The organism is Flavobacterium aquariorum, from assembly GCF_003254745.1.
GTDB classification, from domain to species: Bacteria; Bacteroidota; Bacteroidia; order Flavobacteriales; family Flavobacteriaceae; genus Flavobacterium; species Flavobacterium aquariorum.
Window position 1 is genome coordinate 1 of the sequence record NZ_QKXH01000017.1, and the last position, 13,541, is coordinate 13,541.

11 protein-coding genes are annotated in these 13,541 nt (G+C 35.7%); 10 read left to right on the forward strand and 1 reads right to left on the reverse strand.

Annotated elements, in window-relative coordinates; translation table 11 throughout:
• From DOS84_RS19160 to DOS84_RS18675, 7 genes are all read left to right on the forward strand, one after another.
• Positions 1 to 3,731: DUF6443 domain-containing protein (locus DOS84_RS19160; protein WP_243636407.1), on the forward strand; the 3,731-nt coding region annotated here is incomplete at its 5' end.
• 35 nt (positions 3,732 to 3,766) lie between these two features.
• Positions 3,767 to 4,156, forward strand: a complete 390-nt coding sequence (locus DOS84_RS18650) for a hypothetical protein (RefSeq protein WP_111411616.1) — start codon at positions 3,767 to 3,769, stop codon at positions 4,154 to 4,156.
• A gap of 496 nt (positions 4,157 to 4,652) precedes the next feature.
• The gene (locus tag DOS84_RS18655; RefSeq protein ID WP_111411617.1) at positions 4,653 to 5,303 is read left to right on the forward strand and encodes a hypothetical protein; all 651 of its coding nucleotides are present in this window, start codon (positions 4,653 to 4,655) and stop codon (positions 5,301 to 5,303) included.
• A 61-nt stretch (positions 5,304 to 5,364) separates the two neighbouring features.
• Complete coding sequence (locus DOS84_RS18660; protein ID WP_124020668.1) at positions 5,365 to 5,613, forward strand: hypothetical protein; 249 nt, start codon at positions 5,365 to 5,367, stop codon at positions 5,611 to 5,613.
• Positions 5,594 to 6,028, forward strand: coding sequence for an RrF2 family transcriptional regulator (locus DOS84_RS18665; protein ID WP_111411619.1), 435 nt, complete (start codon positions 5,594 to 5,596; stop codon positions 6,026 to 6,028). Before DOS84_RS18660 ends, DOS84_RS18665 begins: the two co-directional genes overlap by 20 nt.
• Before the next feature lie 89 nt (positions 6,029 to 6,117).
• Positions 6,118 to 6,849 (forward strand): iron-sulfur cluster repair di-iron protein, encoded by a 732-nt coding sequence (ric, locus tag DOS84_RS18670; protein ID WP_111411624.1) that lies wholly within the window; start codon positions 6,118 to 6,120, stop codon positions 6,847 to 6,849.
• 9 nt (positions 6,850 to 6,858) lie between these two features.
• Entirely contained in the window at positions 6,859 to 9,096 is a 2,238-nt protein-coding gene (locus DOS84_RS18675) for a nitric-oxide reductase large subunit (RefSeq protein ID WP_207802080.1), read from the forward strand.
• A 735-nt stretch (positions 9,097 to 9,831) separates the two neighbouring features.
• Here the strand turns inward: DOS84_RS18675 and DOS84_RS18680 are convergent.
• The gene (locus DOS84_RS18680; RefSeq protein WP_111411621.1) at positions 9,832 to 10,596 is read right to left on the reverse strand and encodes an SDR family NAD(P)-dependent oxidoreductase; all 765 of its coding nucleotides are present in this window, start codon (positions 10,594 to 10,596) and stop codon (positions 9,832 to 9,834) included.
• Between the two features lie 566 nt (positions 10,597 to 11,162).
• Here DOS84_RS18680 and DOS84_RS18685 point away from each other — a divergent pair.
• The 3 genes from DOS84_RS18685 to DOS84_RS18695 all read left to right on the forward strand — a co-directional run.
• Positions 11,163 to 12,017 carry a fumarylacetoacetate hydrolase family protein gene (locus DOS84_RS18685; RefSeq protein ID WP_111411622.1) on the forward strand — a complete coding sequence of 285 codons (855 nt, stop codon included), beginning with the start codon at positions 11,163 to 11,165 and terminating at the stop codon, positions 12,015 to 12,017.
• Positions 12,018 to 12,100: 83 nt separating this feature from the next.
• Positions 12,101 to 12,928 carry an amidohydrolase family protein gene (locus tag DOS84_RS18690; protein WP_111411623.1) on the forward strand — a complete coding sequence of 276 codons (828 nt, stop codon included), beginning with the start codon at positions 12,101 to 12,103 and terminating at the stop codon, positions 12,926 to 12,928.
• 30 nt (positions 12,929 to 12,958) lie between these two features.
• Positions 12,959 to 13,541 (forward strand): 6-phosphogluconolactonase (locus tag DOS84_RS18695; RefSeq protein WP_207802081.1); only part of this gene is annotated, 583 nt, incomplete at its 3' end.

Here is a 13,541-nt window from a genome sequence, read left to right on the forward strand (position 1 = left end):
CCCAGTGTAGTGATCCCAGTACGTCAACCGTGAAATACGTCCTTAACAATACCGATTGTGTTGATAACAATATCAATATAAACCCGAATACAAAATGGTATCTCGATGGTGACAAAGATACCTTTGGGACAGTTTCAACTTTCCTAACCCAGTGTAGTGATCCCAGTACGTTAACCGTGAAATACGTCCTTAACAATACCGATTGTGTTGATAACAATATCAATATAAACCCGAATACAAAATGGTATGCCGATCTTGACGCTGATGGATTAGGAAATCCTTCTAGTTTTTTACAGCAATGTGCAAATCCAGGTAGTAATTATGTGCTTAATAATACCGATAATTGCCCTTTGATAAAAGGGACAGGAACAGACTGTGGAAGTATAAAGTTACCCTCTCTGGATCAAAATTATATTATAACGTCTACATACAAACAACCTACAACAACTGTTTTTGTAGATCCCAATCCGATTAAAGCTCAAGTGAATATCACTTATTTTGATGGATTGGGCAGACCCATGCAGCAAATAGGCAATCAACAATCGGCTTCTGGAAAGGATATTATAACACATATTGATTATGATGATTTTGGCAGACAAATAAAAGATTATTTACCGTTTGCGAGTAAAGTATCCAATATGGAATATGACGAAAATGCTTTAACGGGGACAACTTCGTATTATAACAAAGCGATTTATGATAATACTAGTAATCCCTTCTCGGAGAAAAAATTAGAATCCTCGTCACTCAATAGGGTGTTGAAACAGGCAGCCCCAGGTACTGATTGGGCTATGAATGCAGGCCACGAAATAAAAATTGATTATCAAACCAATACAGGTTCAGAGGTTAAATTGTATAAAGCCACAACCACTTGGAATGCCGGATCGGGATTGTATGATATTTCATTTTCGGATGCAGGGAATTATGAAGCTAACCAGCTGTATAAAACCATTACTTATGATGAGAATTCGGCAGCTACTCCAACAGATGAAAAGTTGGGGAGTACTGTAGAGTTCAAAAACAAAGAAGGACAAGTTGTGTTGAAGAGAACCTATGAATCGACTACAAAACACGATACCTATTATGTCTATGACAGTTATGGTAATCTGACCTATGTTCTGCCTCCAATGTTTACTAATGGGGCTGGTCAATTGGACGGGTTGTGTTACCAATACAAATACGACAACCGCAATCGTTTGGCGGAGAAAAAACTGCCGGGCAAGGAGTGGGAGTTTATAGTGTATGATAAACTTGATCGTCCTGTGGCAACTGGACCAGCCAACTCGCCATTTAAAGATGACACGGCTGTGGGGTGGATGATTACTAAGTATGATGCTTTTGGAAGGCCGGTATATACGGGTTGGTATAACTATGCTTCTGATTCATCAACAAGGAAATCATTGCAGTATGCGCAAAATAATGCCACAGTTTTGTTTGAGACCAAACAGACATCGGGGGTGATTGACGGGATTCCTGCTTTTTATACCAATATGATTGCCCCAACGGGAATCAAACTCCTTACGGTCAATTATTATGATAATTATGTGTTTCCAAACGTTCCTGCCATTCCTACCACGGTAGAAGGACAAAACGTTTTGACCAACACCAAGACACTTGCCACAGGATCCTGGACACGAGCCATAACCATGGCTTCGGCAACTTTGGGGGAAACATCCGCTATTTTTTACGATGCGAAAGCAAGACCCATTCGCAGTGCAGTGACAAATTATTTGGGAGGTTATACCAATACAGACAGTAAACTGGATGCATTCTCCGGACAATTGCAATACACGATAAACAAACACAAACGCACCACTGCTGATACAGAACTTGTGGTAAAAGAGGTGTTTACGTATTCACCGCAAGACCGTTTGCTTACGCACACCCACCAAATAAATGGAGGAGCAATACAACTATTGGCAGATAATACCTATGATGAATTGGGGCAATTGACCAGTAAAAAAGTAGGTAATACCAGCAGTATGCCTTTGCAAAAAGTAGATTACACCTACAATATAAGAGGCTGGATGACCGGAATCAATAATGATCCTACCAACAATTTAGTTTTGAATACTACAGAAAAAGATTTGTTTGGGTTTAAAATCAATTATAATACAATAGCAGGAACGGTATCTGGAGTAAAAGAGTTATATAACGGGAATATAGCCGAAACGTATTGGAGAACTGATGCACCGCTACGTAAATATGGCTATGTTTATGATAATTTAAATCGCTTGAAAAGTGCCGTTTATCAAAAACCGAGCGATGCGATTCCCGTATCAGGGGCTTATAATGAGAGTTTAAGTTATGATAAAAATGGTAATATAATTTCCCTTCAACGTTTTGGGACAAGTGATGCACCTTCGATGGTTTTTCAAATTGATGATTTGGCATATGAGTATAGCACAACCAATGGTAATCAACTGATAAAAGTTACTGATAGTCCAAATGGTAATAATGGCCAAGGTTTTATTGACGGTAACAAAACAGGGGATGATTATACCTATGATGCCAACGGAAATATGATAACAGATAAGAACAAAAATATTACTGCAATTAGTTATAACCAGTTAAATTTACCAACCAAAATAACTTTTGGTACGACAGGAGCAATAGAGTATATTTACAACGCAACTGGAAAAAAACTGGAAAAAAATGTAACACAAGGGACAGTAGTTACTAATACTAACTATTTGGGAGGGTATCAATACACCAAACCGAATTTAGGAACTTGGAATTTGCAGTTTTTCCCAACTGCTGAGGGGTATTTTAATCAAAAGCAGGGAAGTGCAAATGGTATTGGGGATTATGTTTTTCAATATAAAGACCATTTAGGAAACATAAGATTGAGTTACAGTGATGCCGATAAAAGCGGTTCGATTGTAACTACGGAAATTGTGGAGGAAAGTAATTATTATCCTTTTGGGTTAAAGCATGAAGGATACAATCCATCAAATGGAGGAGGAAATAGTGAAGCGCAAAAGTATAAATTTCAAGGGCAAGAGCGTCAAGACGAGCTGGGACTGAACTGGGATAGCTTTAAGTGGAGAAATTATGATTATGCGATTGGAAGATTCATGTCTATTGACCCACTTGCAGAAGAGTACGCTTATAACTCAACATATGCTTTTGCTGAGAATAAGCTTGGAATGGGTAGAGAGTTAGAGGGTTGTGAACTTGGCCCGCTATTTGGTGTGGCAGAATTTGTTAAAGTTGGTGCTGAAGTTGGTGCTAAAACATCTGAAGTAGTTGGTAAAACATCTGAAGTAGCAGGAAGAGCAACAGAAGGAAGTGGTAGATTTTCAGAGACTCAATTAAAAGATTTTGCAAGGGGTAACGCTTCTGAAGCAGAGCAGCTTGCTAAAAATGGATTAGAAAAAAACACTAAACCTTACGAAGCAACTGACCCTAAAACAGGAAAAAGTGGAAAAACAATTCCTGATTCTTTTGAGAAAACAGGTAACAAGGAGACTGTTGAAGTTAAAAATGTAAAATATCAAGGTGAAACCTCGCAATTAAGGCTACAAAGAGCAATTTCAAATGCAAGAGGAGGAATTCCGAGATTGATTATTAATGAAGGGGCAAAATTGTCGAAGAATTTAACTAATGGTAACTATAAAATAGATACTTATAATGTTGCTACACCAACAGTTATTGAAAGTACTGGCGTTCAAAAGCCAGAGCTTCCAAAACCAGCTCCAAAACCAGCTCCTGACCCTAACATGATTTAGTTATTAAATTATAATAGATAAAAAGATTAATAAATATGGATACTAATATTGATAAAACTTTTGATGACTTAATAGATTTAATGCTTATACAAGCGCAAAAGTTTTTAGAAGAGCTTGGGGAGTTTTTCCCATACGCTTCAGTTTTGTCTTCAGAAGGAGAGCTTTCTACTTTAGGAATTTACAATGATGACGATAGTGATTTTACTGCTAAAAAGGCAATTGATGTTTTTCAAAATAACATTCAGAAAGAAATTGAAAACGGAAGTGTTTTGATAGGTGCTATTGGAATAGATGTTTTAATAAAAGAAACAAACGAAAATGCAATTATGGTAAAAGCAACAGAAGATGGCATAAAATGGCACGAGAGAAATTTTTTATACACAATAAAAGATAATGTTGTAGAAATAGAAAAATATATTCCTTGATATTGAAACGCAAAAGAAAGGATAAAAGCCACTCCATAAACGGAGTGGTTTTTGTTTTTTATAATGCCATTATAGCGATTTAAAACGTACCAAAGACTAAAATCATGTACCCAGATTAGCCTGCAATCGCTGGGAAGCCCTAAAAAAAATGCAAATTAGGATTCAAGACCCCACCTCCTCCCCGTATCTGCTATTTCAATACTAAATTCCTCAATTTAGTTCTTCAATTTACCTCCCCGTGCTATGGCTTGTGTACCTATTTCAACCAACACCATTGATAAGGTACACGAAAATTGTACTAATTTTTGAAGTTCCACAGATGAGTGTCTCACTTTGGAACACTTATTTTCATAGAAAAAAAATATTTTTGAAAAAAAAGTGCCATAAAGCTACACTTTTGAAACTTTGTTAGTATTTATTGTAAAGATGCTTGACTAACCTCCTTGTATGGAGTTCCTGTATCTGACCAATAACGAGATATTAATCAACTAACAAAATGAAATATGAAAACATAAAAGAATTTATTATAAGTACAAAATCAAGTAAAAGTACAATTTACAGATTCTACAACAAGAATGAAGAACTATGGAGCGAAATCCAATTTAAAAATGGAAAACGATTGTTTCCAGCTGACCACGCCAGATATTTTGACTCCGAAATCATGTTCGATGAGAACAAAATCCTAAGACAGGAAAACCAATCCATGAGAAACCTTATTGATTGTCTAGCGGATAAAGAGAGTTTACAGCATACCTTTTGGCAAATGGACTGGAGTTTCTTCTTTACGGTGGCGTACAAGCTGGAGCGTAACAGGAACAGCTGTTTTAAGCAGATGCACGGACTTTATGATTATTTGGCTGAGAAATATGGCAATGCAACAGAACTACGACTGTTTTTTAAATCCGAACCATTCACGAACAGAAAAGGCTATCACAATCATTTTGTGATTTACATTGAAGATAATCGACTTCACGAGCAGGTTGTTACCGATATTCAGGACTACTTCAACTATGACAGAGTTGACGTGAGCAAATACGACCGATACAAAGCTGGATTGTTCTACATGACAAAGGACGGTCTAAACGGAGAGGACTGGGATTTTATCAATAACAGCAAGAACACCACAGCTGATGAGAATCAAGCTTAAGCTTTCCCAGTTGAAACGGATACTGGTGTCCGAACCGCTAAAATTACCCATCAGTTTTAAAATGGAAGATTTGACCGATACCGAATTTTCAGAGTTTCAAAAATTATTAATCAATGCTCTTCAACAGCAAAAAGAAATATTAACTGTTCCAGATTTGATAAAAGTCTTGAATATACTTAGACGGGCTGATCCGAGCGAGCTGGTTTTCATTATACTGCAAATTAATAATGGACAAATTAGTCCATTATTAAAAATAAAAGCTTACATTTGCCTTGTAAAAAAAAGAATAAATGTTTTCAAAAGCTTGTGAATATGGCATTAAGGCATCAATCTACATTGCTGAACAATCTTTGGCTGGAAGAAAAGCAGGCTTAAAAGAAATTTCAGAAGCAATAGAATCACCAACTGCTTATACTTCAAAAATACTGCAACAGCTTTGCCGCAATGTTATCATAAACTCCGACAAAGGACCTACAGGAGGCTTCTCAATGGATATTCAAAAAATAGAAAAGATCAAGCTGAGCGCAATAGTTTTTGCAATTGATGGAGATTCAATTTACAATGGTTGTGGTCTAGGATTAAAAAAATGTGATGAAAAAAAGCCCTGTCCTGTACATGATCAATTTAAACTAATTAGGGATGAACTTAAAAAAATGTTAGAAACAACTACTGTAAAAACATTGGCTATGAATCATGAAAAAAAATTGACTTTTTTAAAACGATAAAAAAAAAAATTAACTTAATAGTGGACATTTTTATCCAATATAATCATAAAAAATATACCTATTATCATAAAACTTTAAATTATAAAAAAATGAATATTCAAGAAAACCAGATTATAGGCGAATTGGTAGCGAAAGATTACCGAACTGCATCAGTATTTAAAAAATACGGTATTGACTTTTGCTGTCAAGGCAACAGAACCATTAATGATGCTTGTGAGGCAAAAAAAATTGATGACCAATTAGTTGTTTCAGATTTGAATGCACTCACACAATCCCAATCAGAGAATACAACCGATTATAAATCTTGGCCTATAGATTTATTGGCAGATTATATCGAAAAAAAACACCATCTTTATGTGCAAGAAAAAACGCTGGAAATAAAACCCTACTTAGATAAAATTTGTAGAGTTCACGGAGAGCATCATCCAGAATTGTTTGAAATCAAAGAACATTTCAATGCCACTGCCGGTGAGTTGGCGATGCACATGAAAAAAGAAGAGCTTATTTTATTTCCAAGTATACGCAAAATGGTTAAAACCAAACAAGAAAATTTCCAATGGGAAGCACCCCAGTTTGGTACTGTACAAAACCCCATCCAAATGATGATGGATGAACACACCACAGAAGGAGATCGATTTAGAAAAATTGAAACATTGAGCAATAATTATACACCGCCGGAAGATGCCTGCAACACCTATCGCGTAACCATTGCATTGCTCAAAGAATTTGAACAAGATTTACACCTTCACATTCATTTGGAGAATAATATTTTGTTTCCAAAAGCTATTGAATTGGAAAAAGAATTATCACAAAAAAACTAATCAAAAATTATGAGTCAAGAAAAAAAATTATGGATTGGATTGTTAATAGTAGCGGTCTTTTCCTTTGGAGTTTTAGGTTATTATGGCTATGAAATTTACCAACAATCACCACCCGTTCCCGAAAAAATAATTTCAGAAAACAAGGAAGTCATTTTTAGCGGTCAGGAAATTAAAGACGGTCAAAATGTTTGGCAAAGTATGGGAGGCCAAGAAGTGGGAACCATCTGGGGGCATGGTGCTTATGTAGCCCCAGATTGGACTGCCGACTGGCTTCATAGAGAAGCCGTTTTTATATTGAATCGCTATGCGCAAAAAGATTTCAATAAAGATTTTGACGCATTGGACAAGGAAAAGCAAGCTGCTCTAAAAATACGTCTGCAAGCCGATTTAAGAACCAATAGATACGATGAGAAAACAAAAACAATAACTATTTCTGAAAACAGGATTTTGGCCATTCAATATTTAAGTCATTATTATGAAGGTTTGTTTATGAATTCTCCCGAATTTGACAAATTGCGAAATGACTATGCTATTCCAAAAAATGCCATTAAAGACGCAAATAGAATGCATAAAATGAATGCATTTTTCTTTTGGGCAACATGGGCAACAGTTACAGAACGACCTAATTCTGATATTTCATACACACACAACTGGCCTGCAGATGACTTGGTGGGAAACAAAGCCACCACCGATTTAATGGCTTGGTCCGGAGTCAGTATAATTACCTTGATTTTGTGTATTGGATTATTGGTTTTTTATCATGCAAAATCTGGTGAAGGGGAAAGTTTACCAATACCAACATCAGATCCGCTTTTAAAACAAGGGATGACCCCATCGATGTATTTGGTGAAAAAATATTTCTGGGTGGTAAGTTTGCTCATGATTTTACAAGTGCTATTGGGAATCATAACTGCTCATTATGGCGTCGAAGGAAATGGTTTGTATGGAATTCCAATAGACAAATTTCTGCCTTACGCCGTAACCAGGACTTGGCACACCCAATTGGCCATTTTATGGATAGCGACAGCCTGGCTTGCAACAGGATTGTATATTGCTCCGGCAGTTGCAGGCAAAGATCCTAAATTTCAATGTTTTGGCATCAACTTTTTGTTTATTGCCTTGCTCATAATAGTGGTTGGATCCATGATCGGTCAATGGTTTGGAGTGATGCAAAAACTAAACTTAGTGCAAAATTTTTGGTTTGGACATCAAGGTTATGAATATGTTGATTTAGGCCGTTTTTGGCAAATCTTTTTACTGGTTGGACTTTTCTTGTGGTTGGCTTTAATGGTTCGACCTCTACTTCCTATTTTAAAAAGAAAAACAGAAGAAAAAAATCTTATCATTCTCTTTTTAATTTCATGTTCCGCGATTGCGCTTTTCTATTCTGCCGGATTAATGTGGGGAAGACAAACCAATCTTGCCATTGCTGAATATTGGAGATGGTGGGTAGTCCACTTGTGGGTGGAAGGATTCTTTGAAGTATTTGCAACAGTGGTAATTGCATTCCTTTTTGTTCGTTTGGGCCTATTGAAAACAAAAACTGCCACATTGAATGTATTGTTTAGCACGATAGTCTTTTTGTCTGGAGGAATTCTAGGAACATTTCACCATTTGTATTTTTCAGGGACACCCAGTGCCATTATGGCTTTGGGAGCTACCTTTAGCGCCTTGGAAGTGGTACCGTTAACCCTTATCGGATATGAAGCGTATCACAACTATAGACTTTCTAAAGCGACAGCTTGGGTTGATGATTATAAATGGCCAATTTATTTCATGCTTGCCGTATCTTTTTGGAATTTCCTTGGAGCTGGTATATTTGGGTTTATCATTAATCCTCCAATAGCATTGTATTATGTTCAAGGCTTGAATACTACTCCTCTTCATGGTCATACCGCATTGTTTGGAGTGTATGGAATGTTGGGAATTGGTTTGATGTTATTTGTGCTAAGAAGTTTGTATAGAAACACCTTATGGAACAACAAGTTAATCAAAACCACTTTCTGGTCACTTAATATTGGTCTGTTTTTAATGGCTACAATGAGTTTGCTTCCAATTGGAATTTGGCAAGCCATTGAAAGCATCGAAAAAGGAATGTGGTTTGCTCGTTCATCTGAATTAATGCAAGACCCTACCATGATTACATTAAAATGGCTGCGTACCTTTGGTGATGTTTTATTTGCAATAGGTATTGTTACATTCGCTTGGTTTGTATTTGATCTAACATTAAAAAACAAAAACAAGTAAATATTAAGTAATATTAAGGACTTGAATTAGATTGTTTTAAAAAAATTATCAAATTCATAATCTTGATTTTATGGGGTCAGCTCCCGTCTTCATTATAAAAAAAAACCTTAAACAATTAATGTTTAAGGTTTTTTTTGTTGGAAATGGTATTTTAGCCAAGAATCCACATTAGAAATAAGGAGTTTGAATCTTAATGGTTTGAAATCGACAATTATCAATTTAATCATCATTCCTATCTGCTATTTCAAAGCATCTACAAAAAGGTTAGATAGGCCGCATACTTCAATACATATTCAAGCTTCAAATGGAACTACCAAGACAAAAAAGAGTGAGGAAAATATGAAAAAATGTCAAATATAGAAATATTCAAGATTCAAAAAAGTTTAAAAAAAAAGGATTATATAAAAAAAAACATAATCCTGAGATTAAGCGTTTAACTTATGCTTTCCCAAATATGGCTAATTTATATTCTAGGGGTCATTTTTATGTCACTTTAAAAAATGATTTCTTCTTATGACGTTTGTGCAACTTTTTTTCAAAAACACTCTCTTATTTTTTGTCTAAATCAGTCCACTTTTTGCTGACGATTTACAGGGCATACATTGGCTCCCTATATTAGATAGGGATAAAGTATGAAGTCCAGTACCCCATAAAACAAATTACTCTGCATTGAAAGTGCAGAACTCTGCATTGAAAGTGCAGAGTAATTTGTTTAGATCAACTAACGACTTCGAATTAATTATTTAATTTAATAAAACCGCCATCAATTGGATAATCGCAACCGGTAATAAAACCAGCTTCGTCACTGCATAAGAACAATGCCAAAGCAGCCACCTCTTCCGGTTTGGCCATACGGCCAATGGGTTGTGATTTTGATAATTTTTCAAACATTTCAGCTTCCTGACCAGGATAATTTTTAGAAATGAATCCATCCACAAAAGGAGTGTGAACTCGTGCCGGAGAAATCGAATTACAACGAATATTATCTCCCAAATAATCTCTGGCTACGGATAAAGTCATTGCCATTACAGCTCCTTTTGCCGTAGAATAAGCAAATCGATCCGGGATCCCTACCCAAGCTGCGATCGAAGCCATATTTAAAATAACTCCTCCGCCTGAAATTTTTAGTTGTGGCACAGCCAAATGCAAGCAGTTGTAAACACCTTTTACATTTACGCTCATGATGCGATCAAAGTCGGCTTCTGGAGTGGTTTCTACTTTCCCCACATGGGCGATTCCAGCATTGTTAACCAAGATATCGATAGCTCCGATTGTCTCGAATGTTGCCGATACTTCTTGCTGATTGGCCACATTGCAGGCGTGGGAAAACACTTTTCCTCCAGACAATTTTATTTCTTCGACTGCTGATTGTGCGCTTTCCTGAGTCAATTCAACAATATGGACTTCGGCTCCCTGTTTGGCAAATAGAACCGAAATAGCTTTTCCTATTCCACTTCCGCCTCCTGTTATTACCGCCTTTTTATTTTGTAATGAAAACATCATTTTTATATTTTAAAATTATACTAATTTTTTATAATGAAACTCCACGTTTCCATGGGATGAAATCATCCTGATTTAATTGCACCGCTTTTGGGATAATTTCTCCACTGGCCGCTTTAATGCAATTTTTAGAATTATGGACAAATAAGAATTAAATAAAGATAATATTGAGTTAGTAAATATAATTTAGTCATTATATCTTTAGAGTTTCAAAGTAGTATAATTTTAGTAAAAAATATACGGTATCAATTGTTTTTAATTTGGCCACATAAATATAAGATAGATTACAGGATTAGGTTGAGGTAAAATGGGTACGGCCAATAGTTTTGATTGAATCTAATTGTTTTATGCTAATATACTTGTAGTTTTAGAAATTATTTTTTAGTCTCAATAATGTTGAAATAAATTGGAAAAGAGAGGGTGAATTTTAGATAATTTTCTAAAACGATTTACTAAAATATATAGCTTTTAAAATAAAGCTTTTTGAATGAAAGGGCGTATGAAGAGTGATTGATTTACAGTACAATATAGGCAATAACTAAGTGTAATATAATAACAGCAAGAAAATGAAACTAATACGTTTTGGAGAAGTTGGAAAAGAAAAACCAGGTATTTTAATCGGGGAAAAAAGATTTGATGTTTCATCAATTGTAACTGATTACAATGAAGCATTTTTTGAAAATGATGGATTGGAAAAATTAAAGAAAGTGTTGGAAAGTAATCCTGTTTTACCTGAAGTGGACGCAGCTGTTCGATTGGGGTCTCCTGTAGCTAGGCCTTCAAAAATTATATGTATTGGTCTAAACTATGTGGACCATTGCCTTGAAACCAATGCTCCAATTCCGGAAGAACCAATAATTTTCTTTAAATCAACTACCGCTTTATGCGGTCCAAATGATGATGTTATTATACCAAAGAACAGCGAAAAAACAGATTGGGAAATCGAATTGGCTTTTGTGATAAGCAAAAAAGCGAGTTATGTGGAAGAGGCTGATGCTTTGGATTATGTGGCAGGATACTGTTTGCATAATGATTACAGTGAAAGAGCTTTTCAAATAGAACGTGGCGGACAATGGGCCAAAGGAAAAGGATGTGACACATTTGCTCCACTTGGACCCTTTTTGGCAACACAAGATGAAATTGCAGATGTCAACAATTTACGAATGTGGTTAACGGTTAATGGAAAAATATTCCAAAGCAGTAATACATTAAATTTGGTTTTCAAAATTCCTTTTTTAGTACATTATTTAAGCCAGTTTATGACGTTGCTTCCAGGAGATGTAATCAGTACAGGAACTCCTCCAGGAGTTGGTTTGGGAATTAAACCAGAGCCTATTTATATCAAAGCAGGAGATGTGATTGAATTAGGAATGGCAGGATTGGGGTCTAGCAAACAATTGGCTGTAGCTTACAGTAAATAAATTACGGTTGTAAAAATGCATTCTTGTATTGGAGATTATATTAGGAGCATTTCATATTCATTAAAATATAATTGTAGTTATTTATGAAAATTGACAGTCATCAGCATTTTTGGAAATTTCATCCGGTAAAAGATTCTTGGATTAATGATGATATGAAGATACTTCAACAGGATTTTTTGCCCTCAGATTTGCATTCATTACTACAAGAGAATAGTATCGATGGCTGTGTGGTTGTTCAGGCAGATCAAAGTGAAGAAGAAACTCATTTTCTATTGAAATTGGCCTCGGTAAATGATTGGATCAAAGGAGTTGTGGGATGGATTGATATTAGATCTAAAAATTTAGAAAATCGTTTACAGTATTTTTCACAATATAAAAAACTGAAAGGTTTTCGTCATATAGTGCAGGCGGAACCAGAAGAATATTTTTTGTTAAGAGACGATTTTTGTGAGGGAATATCAAAATTGTCAAAATATAATTTCACATATGATTTATTGATTTTCCCCATGCATTTGCCTTATGCTGTTGAATTGGTAAAACGATTTCCACAACAGTCGTTTGTAATAGACCATTTGGCAAAACCGGATTTTAAGCAATCTGATTTTTCTCTTTGGGAAAAAGGAATTCGTGAAATTGCTAATTGTCCAAATGTATTTTGTAAGGTATCCGGTTTGGTTACCGAAGCCGATTGGAACAACTGGAAAGAATCTGATTTTACCTATTGTCTAGATGTCGTTACAGAAGCTTTTGGAATGAATCGTTTGCTTTTTGGTAGTGATTGGCCAGTAAGTTTACTTGCGGCATCCTATGAGCAGTCTTGTGGGATTTTAGTGCATTATTTTTCGAAATTCCCGAAGGAACAACAAGATAAATTCTGGGGAGGAAATGCAATAGAATTTTATAATTTATAAATAAAAAACAGTAACATAATAAATCAAAAAATGTTAAAGAGCAATATAGATAAGTCGACAGGATTTGAAAAAAGATTTGAGAACATCAACACGGTGGTTTTTGACAACTCAAATTCGGCTTCGGTGGCTGTTGCAAAAGAAATAGCAAACCTTATTCAACTAAAACAGGAAAACAATGAATCCTGCGTATTGGGATTGGCAACGGGTTCTTCCCCAAAGGGATTATATGCTGAATTGGTGCGTTTGCACAAAGAAGAAGGACTGAGCTTTAAAAACGTAATTTCATTCAATTTGGATGAGTATTACCCGATGGAACCGGATTCGATAAACAGCTATGTGCGATTTATGAAAGAATTGCTGTTTAACCAGGTAGATATTTTACCTCAAAACGTCCATATTCCTGACGGCACTTTGTCAAAAGAAGAAATCGCGGATTATTGTGCCGATTATGAGGCCAAAATCGAAGCTTTGGGTGGTATTGATTTACAGATTCTGGGAATTGGCGGTAACGGTCATATCGGATTCAATGAATCGGGTTCTTTGCAGAATTCCAAAACAAGATTGGTGGCATTGGACCATATCACGAGAGTGGCGGCAAGCGGCGATTTCAAAG